Source organism: Stenotrophomonas sp. YJH_SMC_65 (assembly GCF_059369475.1).
Map to the genome: position 1 here is coordinate 517636 of NZ_JCAFSR010000001.1, position 15498 is coordinate 533133.

Genomic DNA, 15498 nt, shown 5'->3' on the forward strand with positions numbered 1-15498 from the left:
CACGGACATGCGCGTTGCGATTTTCGGTACCGGTTACGTAGGGCTGGTGACCGGTACCTGCCTGGCCGATGTCGGCCACCAGGTGGTCTGCGTCGATATCGACCAGGCCAAGGTCGATGGCCTCAACCAGGGCATCATCCCGATCTATGAGCCGGGCCTGGAACCGATGGTGAAGGCCAATCACGCCGCGTCGCGGCTGACGTTCACCACCGATGCCGCAGCCGCGATCGGCCACGGCCAGGTCGTGTTCATCGCCGTCGGCACGCCGCCGGACGAGGATGGCAGCGCTGATCTGCAGTACGTGCTGGCCGTGGCCCGCACCATCGGCCAGCACATGAGCGTGCCGACCGTGGTGGTCAACAAGTCGACGGTGCCGGTGGGCACCGCCGACAAGGTCCGTGCCGCCATTGCCGCAGAGCTGGCGGCACGTGGCGCCGACATCGCCTTCGACGTGGTGTCCAACCCGGAATTCCTGAAGGAAGGCGACGCCGTTGCCGACTGCATGCGTCCGGATCGCATCATCATCGGTGCGACCAGCGCCGAGTCGGTGGCGGTGATGCGGCGCCTGTATGCACCGTTCAACCGCAACCACGACCGCGTGGTGGAAATGGACGTGCGTTCGGCCGAGCTGACCAAGTACGCCGCCAACGCGATGCTGGCGACCAAGATCTCGTTCATGAACGAAATCGCCAACATCGCCGAACGTGTCGGCGCCGATGTGGAGCAGGTCCGCCAGGGCATCGGCTCGGATCCGCGCATCGGCTGGCATTTCATCTACCCGGGCGCCGGCTACGGTGGCTCGTGCTTCCCCAAGGATGTGCAGGCGCTGGCCCGCACCGCGCAGCAGGCCGGCCTGGAGCCTAAACTGCTGAACGCCGTGGAAGCGGTCAACGATGCGCAGAAGGGCCATCTGTTCGCCCTGGTCCAGCGCCATTACGACAAGGGCGAGGACGAAGGCGTGCGTGGCAAGACCTTTGCCGTGTGGGGCCTGGCATTCAAGCCAAACACCGACGATATGCGCGAAGCCTCCAGCCGACGCCTGCTGGCGCAACTATGGGAAGGCGGTGCGACGGTGCGTGCCTACGATCCGGAAGCGATGCATGAGGCGCAGCGCATCTTCGGTGAACGCGATGACCTGGTGTTCTGCAGCAATGCCAGCGAGGCGCTGCAGGGCGCCGATGCACTGGTCGTGGTGACCGAGTGGAAGCAGTTCCGCAGCCCCGATTTCCAGACGTTGCGCGAGCAGTTGAAGGACGCGGTGGTGTTCGACGGCCGCAACCTGTACGAGCCGGCGGACGTGGAAGCAGCGGGCCTGGCGTATTACGGCATTGGCCGGGGGCGCTCGCTGCATGTCTGATCTGCTGCCAACCGAACGCGAGCAGGCGCTGGAAGCGCGCCTGGTCGAACTGGAAATGCGCGTGTCCTTCCAGGAACAGGCGCTGGCCGAACTGAGCGATGCGCTGGCCGATGCCCGCATGCAGGGCATGCGCAACGCCGACGTGCTGCGCGTGCTGCTGGAAGATCTGGGCAAGGTCCGCAACGCGCTGAATTCTTCCGATCCGGCGAGCGAACCGCCGCCGCCGCACTACTGATCCGAATCCTATGAGCGATACCCTCCGCGACCAGCTGATGGGCCTGGGCTTCAAGCCTGCGCCCAAGCCAGAGCGCAAGAATGATGGCCCCCGCCGTGATGGCCGCCCGCAGGGCAAGGGTGGCAACGGCAATGGAAAGCCGCAGGGCGCTGGCAAGGGCGAGCACAAGCCCGGCCAGCGTCGCGGTCCTGGCCATGGCGGCCCGGGCAAGCCCGGCCAGTCGCGTGGCCCGGGCCAGCAGGGCCCGCGCAAGCCGCGCAGCGCAGAAGAGATGGACCTGGCCAAGGCCTACGCCATCCGCGCGCAGAAGGAAAAGGAAGAGCGCATCGAAACCGAGCGCCTGAAGCAGGAAGAGGCGCGTGTGCGCCGCGAGGCCAAGGCCAAGCTGGAAGAACTGCTGAAGGACAAGGGCCTGAATGCCGAAGCGGCGGACATTGCCCGCCACTTCCCCTACGGCGGCAAGATCAAGCGCATCTATGTGACCGCCGAACAGCTGACCGCGCTCAACGCCGGTGAGCTGGGTGTGGTCCAGCTCAATGGCCGCTACCTGCTGGTGACCGCCGAGGTGCTGGCGCAGTGCGAGGCGGTGTTCGCCGCATCGGTGGCGCTGAAGGTCGATCCGAATGCGCCGGCCGAGGAAGATCCGTACGCGGACCCGCAGTACCAGGTGCCGGACGACCTGGTCTGGTAAACGCGTGACCGCCGCGGGCGCGCTGCCGTCGCGGCCGTGGGGGTAGGGATGACCGCTGATCCAAGCCGTGGCTACGTGCCGCACATTGACGGCCTGCGCGCGATCGCCGTGCTGGCCGTCATCGTGTTCCACCTGGACCCGGCCTGGTTGCCAGGCGGGTTCACCGGCGTGGATGTGTTCTTCGTCATCTCCGGTTTCGTGGTCAGCGCGTCGGTACACCGGCTGCCGCCGCTGTCGCTGGGGCAGTCGATGCTGCGCTTCTATGCGCGCCGCATCCGTCGCATCGCGCCGGCGCTGTTGGCCTGCCTGTTGCTGACTGCCGTGGCAAGCGTGCTGTTCATTCCCGAGTCCTGGCTCAGCGAAGCCAGTGACAGGACCGGACTGATGGCGTTCTTCGGCTTCAGCAACTGGGTGCTGGCAGCGATCGGCAACGACTATTTCGCACCCAGGGCCGAATTCAATCCCTACACCCACACCTGGTCGCTGGGCGTGGAAGAGCAGTTCTACCTGCTGTTCCCGCTGCTGTTCCTGGCTTGGGCGCGCGGTGCACGCGGGCGCTGGATCAGCCTGGGCCTGTTCGCCCTGGTCAGCATGGCGTCGCTGCTGCATGCGGCGGTGCTGGGTCTGCGCGAGGCGCCGCCATCGTGGGCGTTCTATGCCACCAGCACCCGCCTCTGGCAACTGGGGGTGGGCGTGCTGCTGTTCCAGCTGCTGCATGTGCGCGAATCGCTGGACCCGGCAACCGGCCAGGCACTGAAGCGCGCCGCGCCGGTGTTCTCCCTGCTGGCCATGGTGGCGCTGGGCCTGCTGGGGTGGGCGTTGTGGTCCGCGCGTGCCGGGCGGTCACCGTGGCCTGACGGCGTGCTGCCGGCCTTCGCCACCGCGGGCCTGCTGTGGGCGCTGCATCATCATCCGCAGGCATGGGTGGCGCGCCTGTTGGCCAGCGCCCCGATGCGCCGTATCGGCCTGCTGTCGTACTCGCTGTACCTGTGGCACTGGCCGGTGTTCGTGCTGATGCGCTGGACCGTGGGCCTGCAGACACCCTTGCAGATGACCGCCGCGATGGCGTTGGTGCTGCTGCTGTCATGGCTGTCGTGGCGCTGGGTGGAACAGCCGTTCCGCGGCACGTTGGCGCAGCGTCTGCGTCCCGGGCGTTGGGTGCTGGCCGGCGCGGTCGTACTGCTGTGCGCCGCCGGCATCCAGACAGTGCTCTACCTGCAGGCGCCGCGGCTGTCGTTGAGTACGGTCAGCCGGCATCCGACCGATTGGTACCCCAATGGCAAGAGCGTGGCCGGTGACTATCCCGAGTGCGCACTGGTGGTCGCCAAGCATCGTTTCGAAGGCGGTAGTGCGCGCACCTTTGCCCGTGGAGACTGCGACCGCCCGCTACCGGTTGGCGCGCCGAAGCGGGTGTTCGTTGCTGGTGATTCGCATGCGATGGCCTACATCGAGCTGCTGCAGCGACTGGCCCTGGAAACCGGCTCGGCGGTCTCCCTCTATGGCCGCGGCGGATGCCCGCAGGTGAGCCTGCAGAAGTGGCGCGGTGCCGGTGCCGGTTGCGCTGATTTCGACGCCGCGGTGTTCGCCGATATCGCGCGGCGTGCGCAGCCGGGGGATGCCGTGGTGCTGGTGTCGTTGCGCGTGCCACGCCTTTCCGATCAGTTCGTGCTGTTCGATGCGCAGGCGCAGCTGGCGGGCGAACTGACGGCAGAGGCCGCGGCAGGACGCGACGCCGAAGTGGCCGAGGCGGTCGCGCAGTGGAGACCCCTGGCCGAGCGTGGCGTACGCATCGTGCTGGAGGCGCCCAAGCCAGTGCTGCCAGCGCCGCCCTATCGCTGCTCGGACCGCTTCAATGCCCGCAACGAGGTCTGCCGCAACGGCCTGGACAGCACGCGCGTCGCGATGGAAACGTTGCGGGCACCCATGCTGGGCAGCCTGCAGCAGGTGGTCGATGGACTGCCAGGTGGCGTGCTGTGGGACCCGATGCCGGTGCTGTGCGACGACGCGTTATGTCCAGCCCAGCGCGATGGGCGGCCGCTGTTCTTCGATGGCGATCATCTCAGTGCGCATGGCAACCGGGTGCTGCTGCCCTCGCTGCAACAGGTGCTGTTGCAGCGCTGAGCCGGGCAGGGGTCAGCGCGCGTGGTTGTTCCGTCGCGCACGTATGAGCGGCAGGCTCAGTGCGAAGAAACAGAGCAGGGCGCCAATCAGGGCGAAGCCGCTGCCGGCCAGGAACGCGGTGCGACCATCATCGATCTTCCACAGTTGGCCGGCAATGAGTGCGCCGAGCACACCGCCGACACCGGACGAGAATCCGTACAGCAGCCCCTGGCCATGCCCATTGAGGCGACCGGGGAAGTAGGTCGCCAGCATCTGCATCGCTGCTGCGAAGAACGCCGCAAAGCCCAGCGCGTGCGCGCTCTGCGCCAGCAGCATCACCGGCAGGTTTTCCGGGAACAGTGCGGTCACGGCCCAGCGCAGGCAGGAACTGACCAGCGCGATCAACAGCATCCAGCTGGCGTCATAGCGGCGGAAGAAGCGGCCGATGGTGAAGAACACGCCCACTTCGAAGACCACACCGATGGTCCACAACAGGCCCAGGGTGGAGGTGCGGTAGCCGTGATGGTCCATGTAGACCGAAAAGAACGTGTAGTACGGGCCGAAAGACAGTTGCTCCATGAAGGCGGCCAGGAAGAACGCCAGCACCGGCGGTCGGCGCACGATCTGCCAGAAGCCGCTGGCGTCGCCGCCGGTCTTGCCGACGCCGCGCGCGTAGTGGTTGCTGAAGGCCGAGGCGACCAGCAGCGCGAACAGTGGCAGCATCATCCACGGCAGCAGCCCGGCGTGGCTGGCCGTGCCGTCATCTTCGATCAGCCAGCCGAACAGGGTCACGACGGCGATGAAGCCGAGCGAGCCCCAGACCCGGATCAACCCGTAGCGATGGCTGTCGTTGCCCAGATGGGTGAGGGTGATCGACTCGAACTGCGGCATCACCGCGTTGTAGAAGAAGCAGAACACCACCATCGCCGGGTACATCCACGGCTGTGGCAGCGGCAGCAGGAATACCGCGAAGCTGAGCAGGGTCAGCACGCAGCCCGCGCGCAGCAGGCGGATCGGTCGTGGCGATGCGGCCGCCAGCGAGGTCCAGGTGCTGGGCGCGATCACGCGGGTGGCGTACCACAGGCCCATCATCACGCTGATGGCCGTCACGCTCATGCCGCGCGCGGTCAGGAACAGGCTCCAGTACGGCGTGAACGCGCCCAGCGCCGCGTAGTAGAACAGGTAGAAGCTGGAGAGGCGTGCAACGGGAACGGTCATCGCGGAATGATGAGGCAAAAAAGGGGACGGAGGGAATTAAGTCGCGAATGCATAAACGACTTAATCCCCTCCGTCCCCTTTTTGTGTCATTCGGGGTCGTAGTCGAGGTTGGAGGCCAGCCAGCGTTCGGACTGGGCGCGGTCCACGCCCTTGCGGCGGGCGTAATCGCTGACCTGTTCGCGGCTGAGCCGGCCGACCACGAAGTACTGGCTCTGCGGATGGCTGAAGTAGTAGCCCGAGACAGCGGCCGTGGGCAGCATCGCGAAGCTCTCGGTCAATTCCATGCCGGCGTTTGCTTCGGCCTGCAGCAGGTCGAACAGGCGCCGTTTCTCGCTGTGTTCCGGGCAGGCCGGATAGCCAGGCGCCGGCCGGATGCCGCGATACTGCTCGTCGATCAGGGCGTCGTTGTCCAGCGCCTCGGCGCGCTCATGGCCCCAGAATTCGGTACGCACGCGCTGGTGCAGGCGCTCGGCCAGCGCCTCGGCGAGGCGGTCGGCCAGTGCTTTCAGCAGGATCGCGTTGTAGTCGTCATGCTCGGCCTCGAAGCGCGCGACGTGCGCGTCGATGCCGATACCGGCAGTGACTGCGAACGCGCCGATCCAGTCCTGCTTGCCACTGTCGAGGGGCGCGATGAAATCGGCCAGGCAGAAGTCCGGGCGCTCGGCAGGCTTGTCTACCTGCTGGCGCAGGAAGTGCAGGGTCGTTTCGCCCTGCGGGTGCTGCACGCGGACGTCGTCGCCGATGCTGTTGGCCGGCCACAGGCCGAACACGGCCTTGGCCGTCAGCCACTTCTCGCCGACGATGCGCTCGAGCATCGCGCGCGCATCGCGGTACAGCTCGCTGGCCTGGGTGCCGACGATCTCGTCGGTGAGGATGGCCGGGAACTTGCCGGCCAGCTCCCAGGCCTGGAAGAACGGTGTCCAGTCGATGTAGTCGACCAGTTCGTCCAGCGGGTAGTCATCGAACACGTGCAGGCCGGGTTGTTCCGGTGCCGGTGGCGTGTAGCTGTCCCAGCCACCCTGGAATTTCTGCGCGCGCGCATGTTCCAGCGTCACCAGGCGCTTGGCGTCGCCACGGTTGCGGTGGCGGGCGCGGATCTCGGCATAGTCGGCCTCGTTGGCCGCGACGAAGGCTTCGCGCAGGTCGCGTGAGATCAGCGACTGGGCCACGCCCACCGCGCGCGAGGCGTCCTTCACCCACACCGTAGGCGCTTTGTAGTGCGGGTCGATCTTCAGCGCGGTGTGCGCGCGCGAGGTGGTGGCGCCGCCGATCAGCAGCGGCAGGTCGAAGCCCTGGCGCTCCATCTCGCGGGCGACGTGGCTCATCTCCTCCAGCGACGGGGTGATCAGTCCGGACAGTCCGACCAGGTCGGCGTTGTGCTCGCGGGCGGCATCGAGGATCTTCTGCGCCGGCACCATCACGCCCAGGTCGACCACCTCGAAGTTGTTGCAGGCCAGGACCACGCCGACGATGTTCTTGCCGATGTCATGCACATCGCCCTTCACCGTGGCCATGATGATCTTGCCATTACTCTTGGCGGTATCACCGCTGCGTGCCTTCTCCGCCTCGATGTACGGCAGCAGGTAGGCCACCGCCTTCTTCATCACGCGTGCGGATTTCACCACCTGCGGCAGGAACATCTTGCCGGCACCGAACAGGTCGCCCACGATGTTCATGCCGTCCATCAGCGGGCCCTCGATCACGTCCAGCGGGCGGCTGGAGGCCTGCCGGGCCAGCTCGGTGTCTTCCTCGACAAAGGCATCCAGGCCGTGCACCAGCGCATGTGCCAGGCGCTGCGCCACCGGCTTCCCGCGCCAGGCCAGGTCCTCGGTCTTCGCCGCGCCCTTGCTGCCCTTGTAGCGCTCGGCGATCTCCAGCAGGCGCTCGGTGGCATCGCTGCGGCGGTTGAGGATCACGTCCTCGACGCGCTCGCGCAGCTCAGGCTCCAGCTCGTCGTAGATCGGCATGGCGCCGGCGTTGACGATGCCCATGTCCATGCCGGCGGCGATGGCGTGGTAGAGGAACACCGAGTGGATGGCCTGGCGCACCGTTTCGTTGCCGCGGAACGAGAACGAGACGTTGGAGACGCCGCCGGAGACGTGGCAGTACGGCAGGGTCTGCTTGATGATGCGGGTGGCTTCGATGAAGTCCACCGCATAGTTGTCGTGCTCTTCGATGCCGGTGGCGACAGCGAAGATGTTCGGGTCGAAGATGATGTCCTGCGGCGGGAAGCCGATCTCGTCGACCAGGATGCGGTAGGCGCGGGTGCAGATCTCGACCTTGCGCGCGCAGGTATCGGCCTGCCCGCTTTCATCGAAGGCCATGACCACCGCAGCGGCGCCATAGCGCAGGACCTTGCGCGCGTGTTCGCGGAACAGCGCCTCGCCTTCCTTCAGCGAGATCGAATTGACCACGCTCTTGCCCTGCAGGCACTTCAGCCCGGCCTCGATCACGCTCCACTTGGAGGAGTCGACCATGACCGGGATGCGGGCGATGTCCGGCTCGGACATGATCAGGTTGAGGTAGCGGGTCATCGCCGCTTCCGAATCGATCAGGCCCTCGTCCATGTTGACGTCGAGGATCTGCGCGCCGCTGGCGACCTGCTGGCGGGCCACGTCCACCGCTTCTTCGTAGCGGCCTTCCTTGATGAGCTTGCGGAACTGCACACTGCCGGTGACGTTGGTGCGTTCGCCGACGTTGATGAACAGCAGGTCCGGAGTGATGACCAGGGGTTCCAGGCCGGACAGGCGGGTAGGGCGGACAGGCGTCATGGCAGGCTTCGGCTCAACAGCAGGAGGGCGGGAAGTGTGGAACGGTGGCGGCGACATTCATGCGGCCTGCTCCTGGACACCGGGCAGGGCGCGCGGCGGCAGCCCGGCCACGGCCCGGGCGATCGCACGGATGTGGTCGGGGGTGGAGCCGCAGCAGCCGCCGACCAGGTTCAACAGGCCAGCCTCGGCGAAGCCGCGCAGGGTGGCGGCCATCTCTTCAGGCGTTTCGTCGTACTCGCCGAAGGCGTTGGGCAGGCCCGCGTTGGGATGTGCGCTGACGTAACAGTCGGCGACCTGCGAGAGGGTTTCCACGTGCGGGCGCATCGCCTCGGCGCCCAACGCGCAGTTCAAGCCGATCGACAGCGGGCGCGCATGCGCCAGTGACGCATGGAAGGCCTCGGCGGTCTGCCCGGACAGGGTGCGCCCGGAGGCGTCGGTGATGGTGCCGGAAATCATCACCGGCAGGCGTGCACCACGCGCGTCGAAGGCCTCCTCCAGCGCATACAGCGCGGCCTTGGCATTGAGCGTGTCGAAGATGGTCTCGACCATCAGGGTGTCGGCGCCGCCATCGATCAGGCCCTCGATGGCTTCGCGATAGGTGTCGCGCAACTCGTCGAAGCTGGTGTTGCGGAAGCCCGGATCGTTGACGTCGGGACTGATCGAAGCGGTGCGGCTGGTGGGACCGATCACCCCGATCACGAAGCGCGGCTTGCCCGGCGTGGCCGCAGCCACCGCATCGCAGCAGGCGCGTGCAACGGCGGCGCCGGCCTTGTTCAGCTCGTACACCAGGTGTTCGAGGTGGTAGTCGGCCTGGCTGACCGAAGTGGCGTTGAAGGTGTTGGTCTCGACCAGATCCGCCCCGGCATCCAGGTATGCGGTATGGATGTCGGCGATGACCTGCGGCCGGGTCAGCAGCAGCAGGTCGTTGTTGCCCTTCAGGTCATGGCCTTCAGGCGTGCCGTGGTCGCAGCCGGGACCGTGCGCATGGTCATAGCCACCGGCGAATCGCTCGCCGCGGTAGTCGTCTTCCTGCAGGCCATGGCGCTGGATCATCGTGCCCATCGCGCCGTCGATGATCAGGATCCGCTCGCGCAGGGCGTCGAGCAGGGCGTTTGCACGATCAGGATGCAACCAGGGCAGGGCGGGCATGGTGGTCTCGGGCTCAGGGCTTGTTGGCGATCAGCGAAATCACTTCGAAGTGCGGCGGACGCTTCTCGCGGGTGACCGTTTCCAGGCTGGACACCTGCAGGCCGGCCTTGTCGACGAACTTGCGCAGCTCCTTGTCGCTGAAGCCGAGGTTGACGTGGCCATAGGCCTCCACCGCCGCCTTGTGCTCGTGACGGGCCAGGCTGCACAGCAGCAGGCGGCCGCCCGGGCGCAGCACGCGTGCGGCTTCGGTTACGGCCTGCGCCGGCTTGCTGGCGTAGGTCAGCGCGTGCATCAGCACCACCAGGTCGAAGCTGCCGTCCTTGAACGGCAGGGCATGCATGTCACCCTCGCGGACTTCCACATTGGGCAGCCGGCGCAGGCGCTCGCTGGCAGCGGCGACCACGCGCGCGCTGGTATCGATGCAGATGTAGCGCTTGGCGTGGGGGGCGACCAGTTCGGCCAGCACGCCGTCACCGGAGGCGATGTCCAGCACGTCGCCGGTCTCCAGCAACGGCAAGGCGGTGCGCGCCAGCGCCTCCCAGGTACGGCCCGGAGAGTAGTGGCGCTCCATGTCGCCGGCCACGCTGTCGGCCCAGTTCTGGTCAGAGGCGCGATGGGCCAGCACTGCAGCCACGCGCTCGGCATCCTGGCGCAGCAACGGGTCGTCGCTTCCGTTGCTCAAGGCATGCCACAATGCACGCTGCGCCGGGTCCAGCTGGGCTTCGTCGAAACGGTAGTAGGCCGACACGCCGGCACGGCGGTCGCGGACCAGGCCGGCTTCCTTCAGGCGCGCCAGGTGGGTGGACACGCGCGGCTGCGCCAGCCGGGTGATTGCCGACAGTTCGGCCACGGTCAGCTCCTCCTGCTCCAGCAGCGCCAGCAGGCGCACGCGGGTGGCATCGGCGAACACCTTCAGGCGGGTCGACCAGTCTTCCAGATCCATAAATATCTACCTATCGCGATATAGAGATATATTCGCCGAGGAGGCTGCCGCGGTCAAGTCGCCAGCGTACGGAAACAGCCGGCCCCCGGTACAATCGGAGCACCTGGGCGCGCCGTATGCGGCCCATAACTTCATGTACCCGGGAGGGTGTTGTGGATTTCAGCTTTACCGAAGAGCAGTTGATGCTGCAGGACGTGGCGCGGCGCATCGCGCAGGAAAAGATCGCCCCCAGCGCGGAGCACCATGACCGCACCGGCGAGTTCCCGCTGGACAACATCCGCCTGCTGGGCGAGAACGGCCTGATGGGCATCGAAGTGCCGACCGAGTACGGCGGTGCGGGCATGGACCCGGTTGCGTACGTGCTGGCGATGGTGGAGGTCGCCGCCGCCGACGCCGCTCACTCGACCATCATGTCGGTCAACAACTCGCTGTTCTGCAACGGCATCCTCACCCACGGTACCGAGCAGCAGAAGCAGACCTACGTGCGTGCCATCGCCGAAGGCGCCGCCATCGGCGCGTTCGCGCTGACCGAGCCGCAGTCCGGTTCCGATGCCACTGCCATGCGCTGTCGCGCGGTGAAACAGGCCGACGGCACCTTCGTCATCAATGGCAAGAAGAGCTGGATCACCTCCGGCCCGGTGGCCAAGTACATCGTGCTGTTCGCGATGAGCGAGCCGGACAAGGGCGCGCGCGGCATCACCGCCTTCATCATCGATACCGACAAGGCCGGTTTCGGTCGTGGCAAGACCGAGCCCAAGCTGGGCATCCGCGCCTCGGCCACCTGCGAGATCGAGTTCAACGATTACGTGGCGCAGGCCGAGGACGTGCTGGGCCAGGAAGGCGAGGGCTTCAAGATCGCCATGAGCGTGCTCGATGCCGGCCGCATCGGTATCGCCTCGCAGGCCATCGGCATCGCCCGTGCCGCCTATGAAGCGACCCTGGAGTACGTGAAGGAGCGCAAGGCCTTCGGTGCCGCCATCGGCACCTTCCAGATGACCCAGGCCAAGATTGCCGACATGAAGTGCAAGCTGGATGCAGCGCTGCTGCTGACGTTGCGCGCGGCTTGGGTGAAGGGCCAGGGCAAGCGCTTCAGCAACGAAGCCGCCATCGCCAAGCTCACCGCCTCGGAAGCGGCGATGTGGATCACCCACCAGGCGGTGCAGATCCACGGCGGCATGGGGTATTCGAAGGAGATGCCGCTGGAGCGTTACTTCCGTGATGCCAAGATCACCGAGATCTATGAAGGCACCTCGGAAATCCAGCGCCTGGTGATCGCCCGCAACGAAACCGGGCTGCGCTGAGACGCAACGGCCGCGCCGCTGCAAGGGCGGCGCGGCCGGTCGATCCGCGCCACGCGTGGATGCGCTGTGCTCTTGGCCGAACGATGCCGGATCTGTTCCAATGCAGGCCGTTTCCATACGGTCTGCACAGATGATCTATCGTGGTTGGGGAATCCTGACACTGATCACGCCGATCGCAGCGATCCTGCTGCTGGCGTATTTCTTCCCGCACGCAGGCCCCAGGGGCAACATCCCACTCTCGCAGGTGTTGCTGGGTGCCAGCATTGGCGCGGCGGTGAACGTGCTGCTGGGCCTGTGGCTCAACCGGGCACCCCGGCAGAAGGGCGAAGTGGCGCCCCATCATTTCTTTTTCGTGCCGATGCAGTGGGCTGCACTGGTAATCGTGGCAGTGTGCGTGGTGATCGCGCTGTTGCGCTGAGACGTGACTCGAACGGCGCCCACCACTACCGGGCATGCCGTTGCCCTGGTAGATGCCAACCTTGGTGGGCATGAATTCAAAGGCGGCAAGAAAAAGGCCCCGGATCGCTCCGGGGCCTTTTCGTTTCAGCGCACTGCCGGATCAACGATCCGGGCGGTGTGCAGCATCCGCGTCGCGCTGGCGTTCCATGAACTCCTTGGACGGTTCATCCAGCTTGTCGCCCAGCATGCGGCGCACGACCACGAAGAACACCGGGATCATCAGCAGGCCGAGCAGGGTGGCGAACAGCATGCCGCCGATCACGCCGGTACCGATGGCGTGGCGGGAATTGGCGCCGGCGCCGGTGGAGATCGCCATCGGGATCACGCCCATGATGAACGCGAACGAGGTCATCAGGATCGGGCGGAAGCGCAGGCGGGCCGCTTCGATGGTGGCATCGCGCAGGTTCTTGCCGGCTGCGCGCTGCTCCACCGCGAACTCCACGATCAGGATCGCGTTCTTCGCGGCCAGGCCGATCACGGTGATCAGGCCGATCTTGAAGAACAGATCGTTGGGCAGGCCGCGCAGCATCGACAGACCCAGTGCGCCCAGCACGCCCAGCGGCACCACCAGCAGCACCGCCACCGGGATCGACCAGCTTTCATACAGGGCGGCCAGGCACAGGAACACCACCACGATGGACAGCACCAGCAGCAGCGTGGCGGCATTGCCGGCCAGGATTTCCTGGTAGGACATGCCGGACCAGTCGTAGCCGAAGCCGGCCGGCAGGTCGTCGTTGACGATGCTCTCCATGGTCTGCATCGCTTCGCCCGAGCTGGTGCCCGGGGCCTGCGAGCCGACGATGTTGATCGCCGAGTAGCCGTTGTAGCGGCTCAGCGACGGCGGTGCCGACACCCATTCGGACTTGACCACCGTGTTGAGCGGGATCATCGCGTTGGTGCCATCGGCGTTCTGGGTCAGGGTGGAGGGGCTGTAGAAGCTCTTCAGCGACTCCTGGCCGGTGCGGTACGGGCCATCGGCCTGCATGGTCACGCGCTTGATGCGGCCTTCGTAGAAGAAGTCGTTGACATAGACCGGGGCCAGCATCAGCTGGATGGTGCTGTACACGTCCGACACCGACATGCCCATCGACTGCGCCTGCACGCGGTCCACGTGCAGCTGCAGCTGCGGGGCGTTCTCCAGCCCGTTCGGACGCACGCCGACCAGGGCTTCGGGCTTCTGCGCGGCCTTGCCCAGCAGGATGTTGCGCGCCTGGGTCAGCTGTTCGTAGCCGGCACCACTGCGGTCCTGCAGCCACATGTCGAAGCCGCCGAACTGGCCGAGGCCCTGCACGGTGGGCAGGTTGACCACGAAGATCTGCGCTTCCTTGATGCCGTAGAACGCGCCGTTCATGTTCTGGATGAACTCGGGCGCGGTGAACTTGCGTTCCTCCCACGGCTTCAGGCGGATGAAGCCCATGCCCACGTTCTCGCCGGAACCGACGAAGCTGAAGCCGGCCACCTGCAGCATGCCTTCATAGCCATCCTGCTTTTCCAGGATGCCACGCATCTGCGCGAACACTTCGTTGGTCTGGCCCTTGGTCGAGCCCGGCGGCAGCTGCACGATCGCCAGCGCATAGCCCTGGTCTTCTTCCGGCAGGAAGCTGCCCGGCATGCGGGTGAACAGGAAGCCGCACAGCGCGGTCAGCACCACGAACAGGATCATCCAGCGCGGCGCATGGCGCACCGCCGAGGTGATGTGGCCCACGTAGGTGTGGCTGATCTTGTCGTAGTACTTGTTGAAGGTGCGGTAGACGATGTTCGGGTTGTCATTGTGCGTCGGCTTGAGGAAGGTCGCGCACAGCGCCGGGGTGAAGCCCAGTGCCAGGAACGCCGAGAACGCCATCGATATGGCGATGGTCAGGGCGAACTGCTTGTAGATCTCACCGGCGGCGCCGCCCTGCAGGGCGGACGGGATGAACACCGCCGCCAGCACGACGGTGATCGCCACCACCGCGCCGGTGATCTGGGTCATCGCCTTCTGCGTGGCCGGCTTCGGCGCCAGGCCTTCCTCGCTCATGATGCGTTCGACGTTCTCGATCACCACGATCGCATCGTCGACCACGATGCCGATCGCCAGCACCATCGCGAACAGGGTCAGCTGGTTGATCGTGAAGCCGATCATCCACATGCCCAGGAAGGTACCGAGCAGGGCGACGGGGATGACGAGGGTCGGGATCAGTGTGGCGCGGAAGTTCTGCAGGAAGATCAGCATCACCAGGAACACCAGCAGGACCGCTTCAAACAGGGTCTTGACCACTTCCTGGATCGAGATCTTGACGAAGGTGGTGCTGTCGTACGGCGAGAACCAGGTCACCCCGGACGGGAAACTGGGCTGCAGCTCGTCCATCTTGGCGCGCACCGCTTCGGCCACGTTCAGGGCGTTGGCGCCCGGCAGCAGCTGGATGGCGAAGGCGCCGGTCGGCTTGCCGTTGTACTGGGTGTCGAAGCCGTAGTTGTTGGCACCGAAGGCGACGCGGGCGATGTCCTTGAGCAGCACGCGCGAGCCATCGGCGTTGGCGCGCAGGATGATGTTCTCGAATTCCTGCGGCGAGCTGAAGCGGCCTTCGGCCGAGACCGTGGCGGTGAAGTGCTGGCCTTCCGGCGACGGGTCCGAACCCAGCGCACCGGCGGCGAACTGCACGTTCTGCGCACGTACCGCGGCCAGTACCTGGCTGGCCGACAGGCCATAGCCCTGCATCTTCTCCGGGTTCAGCCAGATGTTCATGGCGTACTCGGAACCGAACTGCTGGGTGCTGCCGACGCCGGGGATACGCGAGACCTGGTCGAGCACGCGCGAGCCGACGATGTCGTTCAGGGCGTCACGGTTGATGGTCGGGGTATCGGACTGCAGCGCCACCACCATCAGGAAGCCGGCATTGGCCTTGGCCACCACCACGCCCTGCTGGGTCACTTCCGAAGGCAGTCGTGGCGTGGCCAGCGACACCTTGTTCTGCACCTGCACCTGGGCGATGTCCGGATCGGTACCGGTCTCGAAGGTCAGGGTGATCTGCGCGCGGCCGTTGGAGGCCGACGAGGAGCTGAAGTACAGCAGGTGATCGATACCGGTCAGCTGCTGCTCGATCACCTGGGTGACCGATTTCTCGGTGGTGTCCGCGCTGGCGCCCGGGTAGGTCGCCGAGACGGTGACCTGCGGCGGGGCGATGTTGGGATAGGACTCCACGCCCAGGTTGAGGATCGCGATCACGCCGCTGAGCGAGATCAGGATCGCAACCACCCAGGCGAAGACTGGATGTTCGATGAAAAATTTAGGCAT

Annotated in this window: 11 protein-coding genes; 6 read left to right on the plus strand and 5 right to left on the minus strand. The window is 66.1% G+C overall.

The window, feature by feature from the left end; translation table 11 throughout:
• The first annotated feature begins 7 nt into the window (after positions 1-7).
• From AC5P7A_RS02355 to AC5P7A_RS02370, 4 genes are read left to right on the plus strand one after another with little or no spacing between them, the layout of a single operon-like run.
• Positions 8-1357 (plus strand): UDP-glucose dehydrogenase family protein, encoded by a 1350-nt coding sequence (locus AC5P7A_RS02355; RefSeq protein WP_014647687.1) that lies wholly within the window; start codon positions 8-10, stop codon positions 1355-1357.
• The gene (locus AC5P7A_RS02360) at positions 1350-1592 is read left to right on the plus strand and encodes a SlyX family protein (RefSeq protein WP_005410256.1); all 243 of its coding nucleotides are present in this window, start codon (positions 1350-1352) and stop codon (positions 1590-1592) included. The genes AC5P7A_RS02355 and AC5P7A_RS02360 overlap by 8 nt, the downstream gene beginning before the upstream one ends.
• Before the next feature lie 10 nt (positions 1593-1602).
• Positions 1603-2283 carry a DUF2058 domain-containing protein gene (locus AC5P7A_RS02365; protein ID WP_049408561.1) on the plus strand — a complete coding sequence of 227 codons (681 nt, stop codon included), beginning with the start codon at positions 1603-1605 and terminating at the stop codon, positions 2281-2283.
• A gap of 48 nt (positions 2284-2331) precedes the next feature.
• Positions 2332-4404 carry an acyltransferase family protein gene (locus tag AC5P7A_RS02370; protein WP_126411149.1) on the plus strand — a complete coding sequence of 691 codons (2073 nt, stop codon included), beginning with the start codon at positions 2332-2334 and terminating at the stop codon, positions 4402-4404.
• Positions 4405-4416: 12 nt separating this feature from the next.
• Here AC5P7A_RS02370 and AC5P7A_RS02375 read toward each other — a convergent pair whose 3' ends face one another.
• From AC5P7A_RS02375 to AC5P7A_RS02390, 4 genes are all read right to left on the minus strand, one after another.
• Positions 4417-5601, minus strand: coding sequence for an MFS transporter (locus AC5P7A_RS02375; RefSeq protein WP_049442454.1), 1185 nt, complete (start codon positions 5599-5601; stop codon positions 4417-4419).
• 86 nt (positions 5602-5687) lie between these two features.
• The gene (metH, locus tag AC5P7A_RS02380) at positions 5688-8429 is read right to left on the minus strand and encodes a methionine synthase (protein ID WP_495219851.1); all 2742 of its coding nucleotides are present in this window, start codon (positions 8427-8429) and stop codon (positions 5688-5690) included.
• A complete protein-coding gene (locus AC5P7A_RS02385) occupies positions 8430-9521 on the minus strand; it encodes a homocysteine S-methyltransferase family protein (protein WP_495219852.1) in 1092 nt (363 codons plus the stop codon).
• Between the two features lie 13 nt (positions 9522-9534).
• On the minus strand, positions 9535-10464 hold the full coding sequence (locus AC5P7A_RS02390) for an ArsR/SmtB family transcription factor (protein WP_014037755.1): 930 nt from the start codon (positions 10462-10464) through the stop codon (positions 9535-9537).
• A gap of 152 nt (positions 10465-10616) precedes the next feature.
• Here AC5P7A_RS02390 and AC5P7A_RS02395 point away from each other — a divergent pair, with 152 nt between their 5' ends.
• Together AC5P7A_RS02395 and AC5P7A_RS02400 are read left to right on the plus strand one after the other, a co-directional pair.
• On the plus strand, positions 10617-11765 hold the full coding sequence (locus AC5P7A_RS02395) for an acyl-CoA dehydrogenase family protein (protein ID WP_495219853.1): 1149 nt from the start codon (positions 10617-10619) through the stop codon (positions 11763-11765).
• A gap of 130 nt (positions 11766-11895) precedes the next feature.
• On the plus strand, positions 11896-12183 hold the full coding sequence (locus AC5P7A_RS02400; RefSeq protein WP_321210537.1) for a hypothetical protein: 288 nt from the start codon (positions 11896-11898) through the stop codon (positions 12181-12183).
• Between the two features lie 141 nt (positions 12184-12324).
• On the opposite strand, the gene AC5P7A_RS02405 is transcribed toward AC5P7A_RS02400, so the two are convergent.
• Positions 12325-15498, minus strand: a complete 3174-nt coding sequence (locus tag AC5P7A_RS02405) for a multidrug efflux RND transporter permease subunit (protein ID WP_046431562.1) — start codon at positions 15496-15498, stop codon at positions 12325-12327.

What these genes read in the sequence shown, in the direction of transcription:
- AC5P7A_RS02355 (WP_014647687.1), top strand. Translation starts at nt 8, where the DNA reads ATGCGCGTTGCGATTTTCGGTACCGGTTACGTAGGGCTGGTGACCGGT.
- AC5P7A_RS02360 (WP_005410256.1), top strand. Translation starts at nt 1,350, where the DNA reads ATGTCTGATCTGCTGCCAACCGAACGCGAGCAGGCGCTGGAAGCGCGC.
- AC5P7A_RS02365 (WP_049408561.1), top strand. Translation starts at nt 1,603, where the DNA reads ATGAGCGATACCCTCCGCGACCAGCTGATGGGCCTGGGCTTCAAGCCT.
- AC5P7A_RS02370 (WP_126411149.1), top strand. Translation starts at nt 2,332, where the DNA reads ATGACCGCTGATCCAAGCCGTGGCTACGTGCCGCACATTGACGGCCTG.
- AC5P7A_RS02375 (WP_049442454.1), bottom strand. Translation starts at nt 5,601, where the DNA reads ATGACCGTTCCCGTTGCACGCCTCTCCAGCTTCTACCTGTTCTACTAC.
- metH (WP_495219851.1), bottom strand. Translation starts at nt 8,429, where the DNA reads ATGTCGCCGCCACCGTTCCACACTTCCCGCCCTCCTGCTGTTGAGCCG.
- AC5P7A_RS02385 (WP_495219852.1), bottom strand. Translation starts at nt 9,521, where the DNA reads ATGCCCGCCCTGCCCTGGTTGCATCCTGATCGTGCAAACGCCCTGCTC.
- AC5P7A_RS02390 (WP_014037755.1), bottom strand. Translation starts at nt 10,464, where the DNA reads ATGGATCTGGAAGACTGGTCGACCCGCCTGAAGGTGTTCGCCGATGCC.
- AC5P7A_RS02400 (WP_321210537.1), top strand. Translation starts at nt 11,896, where the DNA reads ATGATCTATCGTGGTTGGGGAATCCTGACACTGATCACGCCGATCGCA.
- AC5P7A_RS02405 (WP_046431562.1), bottom strand. Translation starts at nt 15,498, where the DNA reads ATGCCTAAATTTTTCATCGAACATCCAGTCTTCGCCTGGGTGGTTGCG.